The following is a 17,256-nucleotide window of genomic DNA, read 5'->3' as shown; positions in this document are numbered from 1 at the left end:
GTGACCACCGACGCCGTCCAGCTCTTCGGCGGCGCCGGGTACACGCAGGACTTCCCCGTCGAGCGGATGATGCGCGACGCGAAGATCACCCAGATTTACGAGGGCACCAACCAGGTGCAGCGCATGGTGATCGTCCGCTCGCTGCTGCGCTGAGAACGTCGACCGATCGCGAGGACTGCCCCATGACCGGGACCACTCTCCGCATCACCGAGGACGACGGCGTGGCCACCGTCGTCCTTGATCGCCCGCAGCGGCTCAACGCACTGACCGAGGAGATGTTCGAGGAGCTGCCACGCGCACTGCAGGAGCTCGACGCCGATCCGTCGGTCCGCGTCATCCTGCTTACCGGCGCCGGCCGCGGGTTCTGCGCCGGGATGGACCTCGCCGATGCCAGTTCCTTGCCCGAGCGCGTCACCGCAGAGCTGGTCCGGGCACAGGACCGATGGGGACAGGCGACCCTCGCTCTGCGCGAGATCTCGGTTCCCGTCATCGCCGCGGTGAACGGTCCCGCCGCGGGGGCCGGGTTGAGCCTGGCGCTCGCCGCCGACATCCGGGTGGCCTCGACCGCCGCCCGGTTCAACGCCGCCTTCATCAAGATCGGGCTGACCGGCGGCGACGTCGGGTCCTCCTGGCTGTTGCCGCGCATCGTCGGGCTGGGCCATGCGTACGAACTGCTCCTGACCGGCCGTCTGATCGACGCGACCGAGGCGCTCCGCATCGGCCTGGTGAACCGGGTCGTCGAGCCGGACGAACTGCTTCCAACCGCTGGGGCCCTGGCCCGCGAGATCGCCGCGAACAGCCCGACCGGTGTACGGCTGACCAAACAGGTCGTGCAGACCAACGTCGACGCGCCGTCCCTGCGCGGCCATGGAGCTGGAAAACCGCAACCAAGTGCTCACCATGCGCACCGAGGACATGGCCGAGGCCGTCTCAGCGTTCCTGGACAAGCGGCCGGCACGGTTCCAAGGGCGATGACGTCGACACACGGGTCCAGCGGCCGGGCCGGCTTGACCGATGAGCAGGGGTGGGCGTCCGACGGCAGCTCGCTGCGTAGCTTCCGACAGGCCCTCCCGAATGCCTGACGGCGTTCCTGTTGTCCGGCGGACGATCCAATCTCACCTACGTCGTGTCGGACGGCCGCCCCGAGTGGATCCTTCGACGGCTCCGTCTGGGCCACATCCTGGAAACCGCGCACGGCATGCAGCGGGAGTTCCGGGTGATGTCCGCGCTCGCCGAGACGGCCGTCCCGGTCTCCGCCACCGTCGGGCTGCACGAGGACGACGCGCTGCTCGGCGCCGGCTTCTACGTGATGGAGCGGGTGCCCGAAACGGTGCTGCGGACGGCAGGCGACGTGGGTGCCGTTCCCCGGGACGCGGTGCCGGCGCTGGCCGACGCCTTCATCGAGAGTCTCGCGCACCTGCATGCCGTCGATCCCGCAGCAGTTGGCCTCGAGATTTCGGCCGGCCTGTCGGTCACCTGGAACGGCGGGTCCGCCGGTGGGGCCATACGCTGGACAAGACGCTGCACCAAGGTTGTCCGGGTCTCGCACCGCCGTGACGACTACAGCTGCCCCCGACGCCCATCAACCAATCCACACGGGCGCAGACGTGTGCGTATGTATTGTGTCGCCCCTCGGACACCACAGAGTGGGAGTACTCCCACCTCACACGACTAGGTGGCTTCCCGGCCGACACGCCTGTTTCCGCTGCCAGCGGGCCGAGTTCCCGCACCGGTGCGGCCATGCCCCGCACCACCCGCGCCGCCGCTCGCCCGCCGCGGCGAGTCCCTGCGCGCTCAGCGCGCCGCCGTACATCCGCATGATGTGCGCGCCCTCCCGCCCGCGGCGCCTGCGCCGGACAGCGTGCCCGGCTGGGCGTTCGGCGGGTTCGCGCCGTCCGCGGCGGACCTCGACCCGCTCTGGCTGAACACCGACCTGCTGGGCGGGCGCGGCGATGCGGCGGCGCCGACCGCGGAGGACCTCGCTCCCCTGCACGCTCGCGCCGCTGCGCCGGCGGCCGCGGATGCCGCGGTGACCTTCACCCGGCTGGACGCGAAGGGCCGCCCGCCACTGCCGCTGTGCCTGGTGGTCGACGCGCAGCTGGCCGCCGAACGCGACGGCGGCGTCCTCGTCGTCTTCCTCCCCGGAGCAGCCGGGAGCCCGCGCCCAGGCGGGGCGGGGCGGGGCGGGGCGGGGCAATCTAGTACGACAGGCGGCGCCATCGACAGGTCGATGTGCCGGTCAGGACACTGCTCTACCCGCATCCACGGAGTGGCGGACCAGGGCACGGGGCTCCAGTTGGCGCGCACGCGAGAGTTCCGCCCACTGGAAGGCACGGTTCCACCGTCCCGTCGTCGCAGCCACACTCGCGGCGTGCGCACCCAGGTGGGGATCATCGGGGCCGGTCCGGCCGGCCTGCTTCTGTCACGGCTGCTGGCACTCCAGGGGATCGACTCCGTCGTCCTGGAGAACCGCAGCCGCGCCTACGCCGAGGCCCGGATTCGGGCCGGGATCCTGGAGCAGCACTCCGTGGATACGCTCACCGATGTCGGGCTCGGCGCCCGACTGCACCGGGAGGGCCTGGAGCACCACGGCATCTATCTGCAGTACCCGGAAACCCGCCACAAGCTGCACTTCCCCGAGCTCTGCGGCCGCACCGTCTGGGTCTACGGCCAGACCGAGGTGGTCAAGGATCTGATCGCCGCGCAGCTCGACGGCGGCCCGCCGCTGTTGTTCGGGGTCTCCGACGTCGTACCGGAGGACGTCGACACCGACTCCCCGCGGATCCGGTTCACGGACGCCGACGGTGTCCCGCGGGTGCTCGAGTGTGACGTCGTCGCCGGGACCGACGGGTTCCACGGCGTCTCCCGCCCCCTGGTGCTCGAGGGCAACCGCGGGCGCGTGTGGGAGCGCACCTATCCCTACGCGTGGCTAGGTGTGCTGGCCGACGTCGCGCCCTCCACCGACGAACTCATCTACGCCTGGCATCCCGACGGCTTTGCCCTGCACTCGATGCGGTCGCCGTCCGTCTCACGCCTCTACCTCCAGGTCGACCCGGACGAGAAGATTGAGGACTGGTCCGACGACCGGATCTGGGAGGGCCTGGCGACCCGCTTCGCGCTGGACGGGTGGGAGCTGAACAGCGGGCCGATCACCGAGAAGTCGGTGCTGCCCATGCGCTCGTTCGTGAGCGCGCCCATGCGCCGCGGCCGGCTGTTCCTCGCCGGCGACGCCGCGCACATCGTGCCGCCCACCGGCGCCAAGGGTCTCAACCTCGCGATCGCCGACGTCACCCTGCTGGCCACCGCGCTGGTGCGGTTGCTTAAGGAAGGGCAGACCGACCTGGCCGACAGCTACTCCGACCGTGCCCTGGCGCGGGTCTGGCGCTGCACGCACTTCTCCTGGTGGATGACTTCGATGCTGCACCGCTCCGGTGACGACTTCGACGCCGAGCTCCAGCTCTGCCAGCTGCGGCGCGTGTGCAGCTCCGAGGCGGCCGCCCGCGAGCTCGCGGAGAACTACACCGGACTTCCGCTCGACCACTGAGCGGCCAACGGTCGGCCGCACCTAGTTCGCCCTGGTCGCGCCTGCGACGGCACCGACCCACCCCAGCCCCTGCAAGAGGAATGGGCCGCACGTGCCCGGGCGGTGATCGTGACCGCCGGAGCCAGAGCCACGGTTGCAGACGCCGCCGACGCGGTCGTGACTACCCGGGTTCGGCACGCCGTCGAACGGCGATCTTGCGGCCGGTACACGGCAGTGGTGCCTCCACCGGTAGTGACGAGCCGCCCCTTGCGCCCTCCGCGCTGGCAAAACCTGCACCGGCACCGTGCTTGCCCTGAGGCCGGCCACCTCCGCGCGGGTCGACGACAGCCAGGGCACGAGACGCAGGAGCCGGCGTCCTGCCGGGTGCTGCGCTGCGCGCTCCTTGTCTCCGGTGTGGAGGTGAGGCGCTGGTCGGCGTCGCGATCCTGTCGGGTGGCTGGACACTTCGGCGAGCGTTCCGGCGTCGAACAGGCGGTCAACGACCTCCGGCCCCCCGGCGGCACTGGACGTCGTGGACGTCGAGAGGCGGGTCGAACGGGGCGTGCACGGAACGGCACCGGGTGGTCGCGAACCGAACACAGCAGCGCCCGCACCTACTGCCGGCGGCCTCTGTGGTCGCGCCCATCACCCCGTGGTGATCGCGCTCCGCACCATGAGGAGACCACTGATCGCCAGCGTCACGAGGATGATCGCCCGTACGCGCTTGGCCGAGAGCCGGCGGAAGAAGCGGTCGCCGACGCCCCAACCGATCCACAGAGCCGGCGTGCCCACCGCCAGCACGGCGAGGCTGGTCCGCGAGAAGTGACCGGCCAGCGCGAGCCCACTCACCGCCAGGATCGACTGGAGCGTGAAGGCCGCCTGGAGGGTGGCGCGGGTGACCAGCGGGGGCAGGTCAGCTGCTTGGAGAGCCAGGACCATCGGCGGCCCGTTCATGCCGGTCGTAGCGAGCATCCCGCCGCTGACCGCGCCCGCAACGAACTCCGTGCGCACTCCACCCGGGACACGCGCCCGGAAGGTGAGCAACGCCGTGAACGCGAGAACCGCCACCCCGATGACAAGCGTCAACGTCTGCTGGGAGAGGACGGTGAAGACGGAGAGCCCGATAGGGATGCCGATCAGCGCCCCAACCGCGATGGCAAGGACCGGGCGCCAGCACACCTGCGTCCGGTCAGCGAACCAGCCGATGGAGGTGAGAAGCAGCCCGAGGGCAATGCAGGCAACCACCGCCGTCCGGGCGTCCACGAGCAGTGCGAGCAGCGGGACGGCGACCATGACGAAGCCGAACCCGGTGACCGCCTGCGCCGCGGCGGCGACGAGGATCAGGACGAAGGCGAGGGCGAGCACCTCGACCATCTGCACACTCCCTGCCCTCGGACGCACCTGCAACGGGGCAGGGCCCGCGACGGTCCGGCTGAGCCGGACCGTCGCGGGCCCTGGTGGGGTCAGTCGGCCAGCACGTCGGAGACGCTCACCGGCTTGGTGAGGAAGCCGGTCTCCAGCATGCGGTCGGCCATGTCCTGCATTCCCTCGACCGCGAATTCGGTCTCGTAGACGGGGAGCTTGACGACGTCGGCTACCTGCTGAGGCATCCCGCCGTGCTCGACGAGGGCATCCCGCAGGACCTGCTCGTCCTCGGCCACCAGCTCGTTGGCCCGCGCGAGCGCGGCCTGGAACTTCTCCACGATCTCTGGGTTGTCCTGCACGAACTGGGTAGAGCCAAACATCAGCGTGTGCGTCGTCCCCGGCGCGTACACGTCCGCGTACAGCGGCGCGATGGCCTCCACCTGGCCACCGGCCAGTGCCTGCGTCATGAACGGCTCGACCGGAATCGTGGCGTCGACCCGGCCCTGCTCCAGCGCGCCCAGCATGTCCGGGAACGGCATGGCGACGAACTGGACCTTGCTGGGGTCACCACCCTGGTCCTTGATCAGGGAGGCGGCCGCCACATGCGGCAGGGAGCTCAAGGCGTTCACCGCGACCGTCCTTCCCTCGAGACCGGTGACACTGCTGATGTCGCTGCCCTTCTTCACGAGGAACGCCGCGGTGTCGTTCTCGGCGCCGGACGCCGTGTTGGCGGAGTTGGCGACAGCGGTGATCGGGATGCCCTTGTCGACTCCCACCAGAAAGGGCGGCGTGGCCGTCGTCCCGAAGGTCAGCTGGCCGTTGAGTACCGAGGGCACGATCGAGGCTGCGTTCGACATGACCTCGATCTGCACGTCGAGGCCCTCCTCCTCGAAGAAGCCTTCCTGCTCTGCGATGTAGACCGGGAAGAACTCGGCGACCGGAATCAACCCGACCGTAATGCTGTCTGCATCGCCCGACCCTCCCTCGGCGGCCGCGCCGGCGGTGCTGTCGCTACCGGAAAGGGTGGCCCCGCCACCGCCACCGCCCCCGCCGCAGGCCGCCAACGTCAGGAGGGTGGCGGCCGCGGCCGGCACCAGCACGCTCTTCTTCATAAGGGGGTCCTTTCGGGGGGTAAGGAGGGTCAGGCGCGGTTGATCACGGAGGAGGACTTGGCATTCTGGATCAGCTCGAAGATCCGGGTGCGGAGCTGAGCGAACCGGGGGTCGAGCTTGGTCTGGACCTGGTCACGTGGCCGGGGCAGATCCACCGGGATCTCGTGGCTCACCGTCGTGGGAGCGCCCGAGAGCACGACCACCCGATCGGCGAGGTACACGGCCTCGTCGATGTCGTGGGTGACGAACAGGACCGTGGTGTTGTACTCGCGCTGGATGTCCAGCACGAGATCCTCTAGATCGATGCGGGTCTGCGCGTCGACGGCGGCGAACGGCTCGTCCATGAGCAGGACATCCGGCTGGTAGGCCAGGCCCCGCGCGATGGCGGCGCGCTGCTGCATGCCGCCCGACATCTGCCACGGGTAGAGGTCGCCCTTGCCGGCGAGGCCGACGGAGCGCAGCGCGTGCTCGATCCGCTCGGCGCGCTCCCCCCTGGCGAACTTGTTCTTCAGCGGCAGCTCGATGTTCCGGCGGACCGTCATCCACGGCAGCAGGCTGCGGCTGTAGTCCTGGAACACCACGGCGAGCTTGGCCGGGGGCTCGGTCACGACGTCGCCCTCGAAGAGCGTCCGGCCGCCCGAGGGCGGCATGAGACCGGCGATGCAGCGCAGCAGCGTCGTCTTGCCGGACCCCGAGGGTCCGACGACGCAGATGAACTCACCCCGGTTGACGGCGAAGTCGACTCCGTCGAGCACCTGCGTCCGCGTCGACCCGGAACCGTAGGCCTTCTCGACGCCCTGCAGTTCGAGAATCACCTCCAACGCCGCCGCGCCGGTGTTTTCCGTCATGCCGGTCATGGTCAGGACTCCCATCTCAGGCCTTCCTTGTCTGGTGCATGCCGGTCTGCCATGCCAGGACGCGTCGCTGCGCGAGGAGGAAGACCAAGGTCGTGAGATAGCCGATGACGCCCAGGAGAAGTGTTCCGGCCCAGGTCTCGGCCACGGCGAACGTCTGTTGCGAGTTGAGGACGTAGAAGCCCACGCCGTCCACGGCGGCCACCATCTCGCTGACGACGATGAGGATGATCGACAGCTGCAGGGTCACGCGGAGCCCGGAGAAGATCTGCGGCGCGGCGTTCGGCAGCACGACGGCGAACAGTCGCTGCCGGAAGCCGAGGCGGTAGGAGCGGGCCATGTCTCGGAGCTCGGGCGGCAGGCTGCGCACGCCGTCGGCGGTGTTCAGCACCGTCGGCCAGATCGCACCGAACACGATGATGAAGATGTTCATCGCACCGGTGATGCCGAAGAGGAGCAGCCCGATCGGCAGGAGGACCGGCGGCGGCAGGGAGCGGAGGAACTGCATGATCGGCTCCACCGCCGAGCGCACACGGGGACTCAGGCCCAGGAGCGTGCCGAGGGCGATCCCGCCGAAGGCGGCGAGCAGGAAGCCGATGACAAGCTTGGTCAGCGAGGGAACCAGGTCGTCGAGGGCGCGGGCGGTGAGCCAGTCGCGCTGGAAGGTCTCGAGGATGGTGGCCAGCGGAGGGAAGTAGATGTTCGAGCTGTCGGCGGAGGCGTACCACCACACGGCCACCAGCAGTACGGGCAGCCAGAGGCGGACGAGCCCCTTGGACAGCACACGGCCAGCGTTCACGAGGATTGGTCCTTTCGGATCCGCGGGTGCCAGAAGAGCAGCGGCTTCTCGGCAGCGCTGAACGCCGCGTTGGTGAGCAGGCCCAGCAGGCCGGCGGTCACGATGAGCGCGTACATCTGTGGCAGCGCACCGGAGCTCTGGGCGACGACGATCTCCCGGCCGAGCCCTGCAGCCCCGCCGATCAGTTCGGTGACGACCGCGACGATCAGCGCGATGGCCGCCGCCACCCGCAGGCCGGTCGCGGCGAAGGGCAGGAGGCTCGGCAGGACGATTCTCGAGATCGTCTGCCACCGGGTCAGCCGGTAGCTGCGAGCGGTGTCGACCAGCGCCTGGTCGACCTGCCGGATGCCGTCGACCATCTGCACGAGGAACGGCCAGATGGCGCCGAAGGTGATGAGAGTCAGCTTCATCGTCTCGGTGGGGCCCCAGAGCAGCAGCCCCAGCGGGATCATCGCGACTGGTGGGATTGGCCTGAGGAACTCGAGCACCAGCCAGGTGCTGTCTCGCACGAATGCCGAGAGGCCGATCGCAAGCGCCAGGGGGACGCCCAGAAGTACGACGAGGCCGAGACCGGCCAGGGCGCTGGACACCGTTTCCCATACGACCGCCCAGAAGGCGGGAATCGCGGCCAGCTCGCCCAAGCGCAGGAACACGTCGGACGCCGGAGGGAGCGTGCTCGCCGGGATCACCCCCGTGCGGCCGAGCAGCTCCCAGATCGCCAGCACGGCGACGACGGTGGCCAGACCCAACCAGGGGACGGCGGGTCGCCAGGCGGGCCGGCTGAGGCCGGGAGCCGTGGTGACGACGGAAGCCATGGGAACCTCTCAGATCGGCCGGCCCTGACCGGACTCGGGCGCTCGCTCAGCGGGCCGTTGAGCCCTGCGGCGAAGTGTGACAGCGGCCTCAGTCATACGTCTATTTCGCATTTCCTGGGCCAGCCATATGGTTAACGAATGGATATCCGCCAGCTTCGCTACTTCGTCACGGTGGTCGCCGAGGGCTCTCTGACAAAGGCGGCCGCGGCCCTGCACATGACCCAGCCACCGCTGTCGACCTCCATCGCACAGCTGGAGCAGGAGTTGGGCGTCCCCCTGCTGGTGCGCGGCGCCCGGGGCACCCGGCCCACAGAGGCCGGCTCCTACCTCGCCGCTGTCGGGGAACGGCTGATCCACGAGCTCGACGACATCCAGCACGACATCAGGAGCCTGGCGCTAGGGCTCACCGGCAAGGTGACCATCGCCGCCGTCCCCACGATCACGTGGGAGCTCCTGCCCGAGGTCCTCCTCCGGTTCCTCGGCGTGGCGCCGGCGGTGGACGTGACGGTGACGGATCCGCCACCGGCCACCGCGATCGAGATGGTGCTGCGCAACGAGGCCGACCTCGGGATCATCGCCACGGTCAGCATCGACCAGTTGCGCGAGACCTACCGCAGCCAGCTCCACTTCCTGCGGGTGCGCACCATGCCGTTGATGCTGGCCATCTCCCCGTCCGAGGCGCCGCCTGACGAGCCGGTCTCCCTGACCGACCTGCACGGCAAGACCTGGATCCTGCCGGGCAGGTCACTCCGGATCCGCGGGCTTCCCGAGGTCTTCGACAGTTTCTGGTTCGGACGAGGGCTACCCGTCCCTGCGGTACGCCGCGTGTCCACTCTCCAGACCGCGATCCCTCTGGTCGCCGCCGGCCTCGGTGTCGCCCTCGTGCCGAATTCGCTTCGGAACATGAGGCATGCCCCCGTCGTACTGCGACCCCTGGCCGATCCGCTCCCGCCGCTCGAGGCGGCCGCGTTCTGGTCCGCCGACCGCCCGCCGGCCGCCACGGTGGGCACGCTGATCGGCGTTCTCGAGGAGCTCGCGTCCCATGAGTGAACCGCCAGGGTCTTCCACAGACTGGAAGGCGCCCGTCTCACTGTGACCCCGGGCACCTAGCGTCGGTGCCGCCGTTCAACCGAGGCACGACACGGAGTGCAAGGTGGCGAGGACGTGGTGAGCAGGTCGTGGTGATCAACGAGACCCTGAGCGTGACGGTCGATCGCGTGGAGAAGGTGGCCACCGACGTCGTGTCCCTGGTGTTAACTCGCCCGGACGGCGCCCACTTTCCGGCATGGCAGCCGGGGTCGCACATCGACGTCCACATCGACGAAGGACTGACGCGTCAGTACTCCCTCTGCTCGTCTCCGTCGGACCTCTCGCATCTGCGGATCGCCGTCCTGAAGGTGCCCGATTCCCGCGGCGGGTCGATCGCGGTGCACGAGCGGGTGTCCGAGGGGCAGCGGCTGATCATCTCGACGCCGCGGAACAACTTTCCCCTGACCGACTCCCGCAAGTACCTCTTCCTCGCCGGCGGCATCGGGATCACCCCGATCGTGCCGATGTTGGAGTGGGCCGAAAGCCACGGCCGAGACTGGCGGCTGTTTTACGGAGCCCGCGACGCCGGCCGGATGGCCTTCGCCGAGCAGTTGGAGCAGCGGTACGGGACCGGCCGGGTGACCCTCGTCCCCGAGGACAGTCACGGACGGGTTGACCTGGAGTCGGTCCTCGGCCTTCCGCGGGCCCACATGCTGGTCTACGCGTGCGGCCCCTCCGGGATGCTGCGCGCGGTCGAGGACCTGTGCATGGGTTGGCCCCCCGGAGTGCTGAAGACCGAGCGTTTCGTCGCGACGGAGCTCGGCCCCGGCTCCACCGACCAACCCTTCGAGGTGGAGCTGGCCCGGACGGGGACGACGGTGACCGTCCCGGCTGACACCACGATCCTGGAGGCCGTCGAAGCGGTCGGTGTCCGGGTGCTGTCCTCGTGCCGCCATGGGCTGTGCGGCACCTGCGAGACCGGCGTGCTCGCCGGGATGCCTGAACACCGCGACGCGGTGCTCACGGACGAGGACCGCGAGGCGGGGCAGGTCATGATGATCTGCTGCTCCCGGGCCGCGGCCGGCTGCGACCGTTTGACGTTGGACCTGTGACCGCAAGGAGTCCGGAATGACCGCTGTCGACACAACCGTCCGGGAGGCACCGGTCCTGCCGGTGGATCCGTTCTCGCACGAGAGCATCCTCGACCCGTACCCGATGCACGCACAGCTGCGCAGCGCAGGCCCGGTCGCGTGGCTGGAGAAGTACGGCTGCTTCGCGGTGAACGGCTTCGAGGAGGTCTACGAAGTACTCACCGATTTCGAGACCTACTGCTCCTCGGGTGGCCTGGGACCCAAGGACATCCGCAAGCAGACGTCGTGGCGGCCCCCGAGCATCCTCGAGTCCGACCCGCCGACGCACACGGTGATGCGCCGGGCGCTCACCGGGGTGATCAATCCCAGCTCGGTACGGGCTCTGCGCGGCCCCTTCACCGGGCCGGCTGAGGACCTGGCGGACGCCGTCGTCGCGCGGGGCGCCATCGACGCGGTCCGGGACCTGGCCGAGGTGTATCCGCTGCGGGTCTTCCCGGACGCCGTCGGGATCCCCGAGGAGGGCCGGGAGCACCTGCTGCCCTACGGCAACATGGTCTTCAACGCTTTCGGCCCCGAGAACGACATCCACCGCGAGGCCTTCGCACACGGCGAGGAGCGCTCGGCCGCCATCATGCGCAACTGCGCACGGCAGAACCTGTCCGACTCCGGTTTCGGCGCTCGCATCTGGGAGCGCGCGCACGAAGGGCTCATCACGCCGGAACAGGCGACGCTGCTCGTCCGCGCCCTGCTCTCCGCCGGCGTCGACACGACCGTCTTCGGCATCGGGAACACCCTGAAGGTGCTCTCCGAGCGACCGGACGCGTGGGCGGCGCTGCGGAAGAATCCGCACCTGGCGAAGTTCGCGGTGGACGAGGCGCTCCGGGTGGAGTCGCCGTTCCAGAAATTCCACCGGACGGCGACCGTGGACGCCGTCCTCGGCGGCGTCCACATCCCCGAGGGAGCGAAGTTGCTGCTGTTCCTGGGCGCGGCCAACCGGGATCCGCGCAGATGGGCCGACGGCGACCGGTTCGACCTCGAGCGCACCGCCGCCGGCCACGTCGCCTTCGGGATGGGGCTGCACCAGTGCGTCGGGCAACCCATCGCCCGGCTGGAGATCGAACTGGTCCTGCAGGCCCTGCTCAAGCGGGTGGAGCGGCTGGAGCCGACGGGCGAGCCGGTACCCATCCTGCACAACGTGCTGCGCGGGTTCGAGTCCATTCCCGTGCGGTTGGTGCCTGCCACGGATTGATCGCCCGGCCACCTGACATCATCGCCCGCATGGGAGAGGAGGGGTCAGCCCCGCGTCGCGCGTCTGTGGTCAGCCGGACGTTGAGCGTGCTCGAGGCGTTCGATGCCGAGCACCACGACCTTTCCCTCACCGACATCTCCCGACGGTCGGGGCTCCCGATCGCGACCTGCCACCGGCTGGTGAACGAACTGGTGACCTGGCGCGCTCTCGTCCGCGTCCAAGGGCGCTACCGGATCGGTCACCGGCTGTGGGCTCTCGGTCAGCTCTCCCCGGTCCGCAGGGGCCTTGCCGAGACCGCCGCGCCCTACATGCACGACGTCCTGTTCGTCACCCAGAACGTGGTCAACTTGTTCATCCGGGACGGTGGCGAGGCCCTTCTCGTCGAGCGCATCTCGGGTACCCGGCCCGGACCGGCGGTGCGCCAGTCCGGCAACCGGGTGCCGCTGCACGCCTCGGCGGCGGGAAAGGTGCTGCTCGCCTACGCGCCGCCGGACGTGGTGGACGACGCGCTGCGTGAACCGGTTCGCCTCACTCCGCGCACCGTCACCGACCCCATCCGCATCCGGGCCGAGCTCGGCAAGGTCCGGTCCCTGGGGTACGCCGAGTCCTCCGGCGAACTGGCCGAGTTGGCGTCCGGCATCGCCGTTCCGATCATCGCCCTGGACGGCTCGGTGCTCGCCGCGCTCGGGGTGGTCGCGGTGGGCGCCCCCCTGAACGCGGGATCCGTCGTCCCCGTGCTTAAGGTCGCCGCCCGCGCCATCGCCCGGCAGGTGCAGGCGGCCGGCTACGGCCTCGGCTAGACCGGCCCGATCGCAGCCGAGCGCGAATCCCTCACGGGAAAGCGATCCCCGCTCCTGGCCACCTGCACCGACCCGGAGAAGGTGCCCGCCGCCTCGGTCTCCCAGTAGTCCGGCTCCGCCACGCCGGCGAGGTGGGACAGCACGAGCTGTTTGGCACCGGCAGCCTCGGCGACGCGGCCGGCACCGGCCGGCGTCGTGTGCGAGATGCGCTGGTGGTTGACGAAGGCGGCGTCGAAACCGGCCGCCGCGTAGAAGCCGAGGTTGACCGCCTCGTGGACCAGGATGTCGGTCCCGACCGCCAGACGGGACAGGGCCACCGACTCTGCGGTGTCCCCCGAGAACGTGATCGACCCGTGGTCGCTGTCGAACCGGAAACCGAACGCGGGGAACACGGGCGGGTGGTCGACCAGGACAGCCGTCACCCGTACCCGGTCGTCCTCGTAGACGGGAAAGGGCTGGGCCTCGGCGTCCGCGATCCGGTCGGGGGTCAGTTCCTCGACCCGGAGAAGGTCCGCCATGCTCGGCCTGGCTTCATCCGCCTCACGGATGTGCAGGTCGTATGAGAAGGCGTCGAGAAGTCCGGCCACCAGCTGCCTCGTCCCGGCCAGACCGCAACCGCCGTGCCCGCGTCCCGGGTCGGCGCCCGGTCCGATCAGGGTCACGGGTTCGGTGAAGCCGTCCACCGGTGGTCCCCAGTTCCAGAGCAGGAAACCCGGAAGCTCTCCGATGTGGTCAGAGTGCAGGTGGCTGAGGAAGCCGGCTCGGAACCGGTTCCCCCGCAGGCCGGCGGCATGCGCCGCACGGGTCACACCGAGCCCGAAGTCGACGAGGTAGAAGACATCGCCGATCACGACCGCACTGGCGATGCCACCCTCCGGACCACGGATCGCCGGACCGGCGGCGGTCCCCAGGGTGATCAGTTCCATACCTGACGACACATGCGTTCCCTTCATCGAAGCCACTAGCGGATGACGGTGTGGGAGCGGACGTTGACGGTGCGCGGTTCCAGGTACTCGTCGAGGCCCCAGCGGCCGCGCTCACGGCCGAGTCCCGAGGACTTCCACCCACCGAACGGCGCGTCCGGCTCCACGACGGTGTGCTGGTTGATCCAGACGGTTCCGACCTCGAGAGTTCCGGCAACCGCCCGCGCGCGGTCCAGGTCGGGCGACCAGACCGAGGCGCCCAGGCCGTACGCCTCCGTGTTCAGGCTCTCGACCAGCGACTCCAGGTCGCTGTATGCCACCACCGGCAGAGCGTTGCCGAACTGCTCCTCGTCCACGAGGTCCATGCCGGGCTTCGCGCCGCTCACCACGGTGGGCGCGAGGAACCAGCCCGGCAGCCCGCACGCGGGGACACCCCCGGAAACGACCCGGGCACCGTCACGCTGGGCCCGGGCGACGAGGTCGAGGACCTTGGCGCGCTGGGCCTCGGTGTGCATCGGCCCCATCGTGGTGCCGGGGTCGACGCCGTGACCCAGGACGTGTCGCTGCACGGCCGCCGCGACCGCCTCGACGAGAGCCGGCTCCAGTGCGGCCGGCACGTACACGCGCTTGACGGCCATGCAGACCTGGCCGGCGTTCCGGAACGCGGACCCGACGATCCCAGCCGCGGCAACGGCGACGTCCGCGTCGTCGAGCACGATCGCCGGGTCGTTGCCACCCAGCTCCAGGGTCAGCCGCTTCACCGTGGCCGCCGCCTGCGCCGCGATCGCGGTGCCGACCCCGGTTGAGCCGGTGAAGGAGAGCTTCCGGACTCCCGAGTGCTCGCTGAGCGCCACGTTGACGTCCTTGCCCCGTCCGGTGACGCACTGGACGACGTCGGCCGGCAGGAAGTCGGCGAGCAGCTCGACGAGGGCCATGGTGGACAGCGGCGTGGACTCCGACGGCTTGGCGACCACAGCGCAGCCGGCCAGCAACGCCGGCGCCAGCTTCACGAGCAGCAGCGAGATCGGGAAGTTCCAGGGGGTGATGGTGGCCACCACGCCGACGGGAGCATGGTGGATCTCGATGCTGCGGCCCTGTCGATCGGGGAGCCGCTCCACGTCGTCCCACTCGAGCGCGGCGTAGTACTCGAGCAGTCCCGCCCCCACCTGGAACTCCGCCACCGCCTCAGCCAGGGGCTTGCCCTGCTCGAGCGAGAGGATGCGGCCGAGCCGCTGCTCCGCCTGCCGGACGGCAGCGGCGCACGCGCGGAGCGCCGCGCGGCGGTCCCCCGAGGTCAGGGAACCCCAGTGCCGTCGCGCCGCGTCGGCCCGCCGGACGACGGCGTCGACGTCGGCGGGACTGGCGTCGGGAGCGTGCCCGACGATCTCGCGGGTGGCGGGGTCGAAGACCTCGTAGGCGGATCGCATGCCGTGAGCATGAATAGCAGCGACTCGCTGGTCGGGAAAGTTTCCATCCTGCGAGAACATCCGGTGAGTCGGGCCCTCCATCGGCTTACCTGATTCCTGAGCCGGTCGCCCACCGGCTGGCTTCCTGTCTCCAGACGAAGGAACGTGCATGACGCTCCCCCTGGTCGTGACCGGCATCTCCTCAGGGATCGGTGAGCGGACCGCCGCGCTGCTCCGCGAACGAGGTGCACGGGTGATCGGCGTCGACCGCAACCCGCCGCCCTCGGACTTGGAAGGGTTCGTCCAGGCGGACCTCGGCACTCCGGACGGCGTCGCGGCCGCGGTGCGGTCCGTTTCCGACCTCGCGGGCGGTCCCCTCGCGGCCGTGGTGAACGTCGCCGGGGTGCCCGGCACGGCGCCCTGGCGGACGGTTATCTCGGTCAACGTGCTGGGACTCCGGGATCTCACCGAGGGTCTTGCCGCGCAGATCACCGAGGGGGGTGCCGTCGTCCACCTCGCGTCCAGCGTGGCCGAGGGCTGGCGGGAGAACCTGCCGGCGATCTGCCGCATCGCGTTGGCGAAGGACTGGCGAACGGCGCTCGACGACGTGGCTGCCGAGCCCGATCTCGTGGGCAATGCCTACCGTTTCTCGAAAGAGTGCGTCCGCTTCCTGACCGAACGGGGCGCTGCCGGGCTTCTCGACCGCAGCATCCGGGTGGTGAGCGTCAGCCCAGGACCGGTGGAGACGCCCATCCTGGAAGACTTCAAGAGCGACCACGGTCGCGAGAAGGTCGAGGCTGCCGCGAGGGCCGTCGGGCGTTTCGGGCGGCCGGAGGACGTGGCATCCGTCATCGCCTTCCTGCTCGAGCCGGCAGCAAGCTGGATCAACGGCACCGACATCAGAGTGGACGGGGGGTTGGGTGCGTACCGGGCACACTCCGCCGAGCCGGCCGCGATCCCCCATGGCGACTGATCGCGCACCGTCCGCGACTCCCTCGCGCTGGCCGGCCTGGGTCTACGAGAAGGGCACCGAGCCGGACTACCGGTTCAGCTTCGCCAACGAGCGCACCTTCCTCGCGTGGATCCGCACGGCCCTCGCCCTGCTGGCTGCGGGGGTAGCCGTCGACGCTTTCCCGCTGAGTCTCGCGGAGGAGGCCCAGCGGGCCCTGGCCGCGCTGCTCACCTGCTCGGGGATCGTCAGCGCCGTCATCGGCTGGGTCCAGTGGGCCCGCTCGGAGCGGGCCATCCGCAGAGGACGGCCCCTGCCGTCGAACCTCTGGTCGCCCATCCTGGGACTCGTCTTGGCCGCCGTGGGTCTCATCGTCGTCGTATCGCTCGGATGAGCGCGCCGGATACGGGGCTGTCCAATGAGCGGACCGCCCTCGCCTGGCGACGGACGGCACTCGCCGCCGTCGCGGGAGCGGCGATCGTCGCGCGGCTCACCTTCGGCCGGCTGGGAGTGGTCAGCGTGGTGGGTCTGGCGTCGGCCGTCGCCTTCGCCGGCTGGATCTTGGTCGAGAGCTCCGGCCGGTACCGGCACCAGGCCGCCACCCGGCTGCGCTCACGCGACCGCGGTGGACGCGCCCCCTTCTTCCTGGCGGCCGCGACGATGACCACCGGGATGGTCGAATTGGCTGCGCTCCTCAGCGCGATCGGCTGACGCTGCGCGTAGTGCAGAATCGGGATGGGCACCGCTCGCGGCCGCCACTCCACCCTCGACTCACGCAGTCCCACCGAGTTCGATGAGGTTCACACCGCCGCGCGCCCGCGGCATGATCACGACACCCCACGTGTCCGGAGAAGCCCGTCAGTTTCTCCTCGCCGTCTCACCTCGCCATGAGAATGCGGCCGCTCACTGTCCACCGGGAACCCTGACAGAGCGAAGTTCCTCCATGAGCCGGCTCCCAGTCCACTGCAGGAAGCAAGATCGCCGCCCATCACAGATCCGTGAATAGGTGAGCTGCAAGCGCGCGTCAGCGCGAGAGTGGCGTCCGTCCCTCCAGTGTTCTGCAGTTCGGGTTAGGCGGTCGGGTCGAGGATGACGGTGTGGCCGAGGATGACGGTGTGGCCGAGGCGTTCCAGTTGGGCGACCAGGCGGCGGGTGTGCGCGGCGTCGTCACGCCGGGCCAGCCAGTCGGCGCCAGCTCGGCGTTGGGCTCATCCCGCAGCAGTAGTACGCCGAGACAGGATGCAGTGAGGTTTTCTCACTTGGTTCCGCGGTCGAGTGAGGTCAATACGAGAGCGGCGGCGGCGATTGCGCTGATGCGCTGCGGGCAGACGGTGACCCGGT

Annotated in this window: 19 protein-coding genes; 12 read left to right on the top strand and 7 right to left on the bottom strand. The window is 70.0% G+C overall.

The genetic code is table 11. The features are described from left to right. The 4 genes from CHB94_RS23520 to CHB94_RS23505 all read left to right on the top strand — a co-directional run. Window positions 1-153 (top strand): acyl-CoA dehydrogenase family protein (locus CHB94_RS23520; RefSeq protein WP_303395997.1); only part of this gene is annotated, 153 nt, incomplete at its 5' end. 29 nt (window positions 154-182) lie between these two features. Next, window positions 183-1,082, top strand: a complete 900-nt coding sequence (locus CHB94_RS23515; protein ID WP_217899480.1) for an enoyl-CoA hydratase/isomerase family protein — start codon at window positions 183-185, stop codon at window positions 1,080-1,082. 11 nt (window positions 1,083-1,093) lie between these two features. After that, window positions 1,094-1,675: a phosphotransferase family protein gene (locus tag CHB94_RS23510; protein WP_176445721.1), complete on the top strand. Its 582-nt coding sequence runs from the start codon at window positions 1,094-1,096 to the stop codon at window positions 1,673-1,675. Window positions 1,676-1,861: 186 nt separating this feature from the next. Further along, the gene (locus tag CHB94_RS23505; RefSeq protein ID WP_254920880.1) at window positions 1,862-3,544 is read left to right on the top strand and encodes a 4-hydroxybenzoate 3-monooxygenase; all 1,683 of its coding nucleotides are present in this window, start codon (window positions 1,862-1,864) and stop codon (window positions 3,542-3,544) included. A gap of 624 nt (window positions 3,545-4,168) precedes the next feature. Here CHB94_RS23505 and CHB94_RS23500 read toward each other — a convergent pair. The 5 genes from CHB94_RS23500 to CHB94_RS23480 form a co-directional block, all read right to left on the bottom strand. Next, on the bottom strand, window positions 4,169-4,897 hold the full coding sequence (locus tag CHB94_RS23500) for a sulfite exporter TauE/SafE family protein (RefSeq protein ID WP_141137631.1): 729 nt from the start codon (window positions 4,895-4,897) through the stop codon (window positions 4,169-4,171). Window positions 4,898-4,986: 89 nt separating this feature from the next. Next, on the bottom strand, window positions 4,987-6,000 hold the full coding sequence (locus CHB94_RS23495; protein WP_089338968.1) for an ABC transporter substrate-binding protein: 1,014 nt from the start codon (window positions 5,998-6,000) through the stop codon (window positions 4,987-4,989). A 29-nt stretch (window positions 6,001-6,029) separates the two neighbouring features. Further along, window positions 6,030-6,848, bottom strand: coding sequence for an ABC transporter ATP-binding protein (locus CHB94_RS23490; RefSeq protein WP_089338974.1), 819 nt, complete (start codon window positions 6,846-6,848; stop codon window positions 6,030-6,032). 25 nt (window positions 6,849-6,873) lie between these two features. Next, window positions 6,874-7,653, bottom strand: a complete 780-nt coding sequence (locus CHB94_RS23485) for an ABC transporter permease (RefSeq protein ID WP_089338967.1) — start codon at window positions 7,651-7,653, stop codon at window positions 6,874-6,876. Further along, window positions 7,650-8,468, bottom strand: a complete 819-nt coding sequence (locus tag CHB94_RS23480) for an ABC transporter permease (RefSeq protein ID WP_089338966.1) — start codon at window positions 8,466-8,468, stop codon at window positions 7,650-7,652. The genes CHB94_RS23485 and CHB94_RS23480 overlap by 4 nt, the downstream gene beginning before the upstream one ends. A gap of 138 nt (window positions 8,469-8,606) precedes the next feature. On the opposite strand from CHB94_RS23480, the gene CHB94_RS23475 reads away from it, so the two are divergent. From CHB94_RS23475 to CHB94_RS23460, 4 genes are all read left to right on the top strand, one after another. Further along, window positions 8,607-9,518 (top strand): LysR family transcriptional regulator, encoded by a 912-nt coding sequence (locus tag CHB94_RS23475; protein WP_089338965.1) that lies wholly within the window; start codon window positions 8,607-8,609, stop codon window positions 9,516-9,518. A gap of 131 nt (window positions 9,519-9,649) precedes the next feature. Beyond that, on the top strand, window positions 9,650-10,609 hold the full coding sequence (locus CHB94_RS23470) for a PDR/VanB family oxidoreductase (RefSeq protein ID WP_217899479.1): 960 nt from the start codon (window positions 9,650-9,652) through the stop codon (window positions 10,607-10,609). Window positions 10,610-10,625: 16 nt separating this feature from the next. After that, window positions 10,626-11,837 (top strand): cytochrome P450, encoded by a 1,212-nt coding sequence (locus tag CHB94_RS23465; protein WP_089338964.1) that lies wholly within the window; start codon window positions 10,626-10,628, stop codon window positions 11,835-11,837. Window positions 11,838-11,866: 29 nt separating this feature from the next. Then, entirely contained in the window at window positions 11,867-12,637 is a 771-nt protein-coding gene (locus CHB94_RS23460) for an IclR family transcriptional regulator (RefSeq protein ID WP_089338972.1), read from the top strand. Here CHB94_RS23460 and CHB94_RS23455 read toward each other — a convergent pair. Both CHB94_RS23455 and CHB94_RS23450 read right to left on the bottom strand, forming a co-directional pair. After that, window positions 12,634-13,563: an MBL fold metallo-hydrolase gene (locus tag CHB94_RS23455; protein WP_217899477.1), complete on the bottom strand. Its 930-nt coding sequence runs from the start codon at window positions 13,561-13,563 to the stop codon at window positions 12,634-12,636. The two genes, CHB94_RS23460 and CHB94_RS23455, sit on opposite strands and share 4 nt — an antisense overlap. 35 nt (window positions 13,564-13,598) lie before the next feature. Beyond that, a complete protein-coding gene (locus CHB94_RS23450; protein WP_089338963.1) occupies window positions 13,599-14,987 on the bottom strand; it encodes an aldehyde dehydrogenase family protein in 1,389 nt (462 codons plus the stop codon). A 148-nt stretch (window positions 14,988-15,135) separates the two neighbouring features. On the opposite strand from CHB94_RS23450, the gene CHB94_RS23445 reads away from it, so the two are divergent. The 4 genes from CHB94_RS23445 to CHB94_RS25865 all read left to right on the top strand — a co-directional run. Next, window positions 15,136-15,939, top strand: coding sequence for a coniferyl-alcohol dehydrogenase (locus CHB94_RS23445; RefSeq protein ID WP_089338962.1), 804 nt, complete (start codon window positions 15,136-15,138; stop codon window positions 15,937-15,939). Further along, window positions 15,929-16,309 (top strand): YidH family protein, encoded by a 381-nt coding sequence (locus CHB94_RS23440; RefSeq protein WP_089338961.1) that lies wholly within the window; start codon window positions 15,929-15,931, stop codon window positions 16,307-16,309. The genes CHB94_RS23445 and CHB94_RS23440 overlap by 11 nt, the downstream gene beginning before the upstream one ends. Further along, window positions 16,306-16,626 carry a DUF202 domain-containing protein gene (locus tag CHB94_RS23435; protein WP_089338960.1) on the top strand — a complete coding sequence of 107 codons (321 nt, stop codon included), beginning with the start codon at window positions 16,306-16,308 and terminating at the stop codon, window positions 16,624-16,626. The genes CHB94_RS23440 and CHB94_RS23435 overlap by 4 nt, the downstream gene beginning before the upstream one ends. A gap of 386 nt (window positions 16,627-17,012) precedes the next feature. Continuing rightward, the coding region (locus CHB94_RS25865; RefSeq protein ID WP_217899476.1) for a hypothetical protein at window positions 17,013-17,256 on the top strand (244 nt) is incomplete at its 3' end.

The organism is Blastococcus mobilis (assembly GCF_900188025.1).
Taxonomy (GTDB): Bacteria; Actinomycetota; Actinomycetes; order Mycobacteriales; family Geodermatophilaceae; genus Blastococcus_B; species Blastococcus_B mobilis.
Note: the sequence above shows the minus strand (reverse complement) of the source record. Positions and strands in the feature narration are given on the sequence as shown.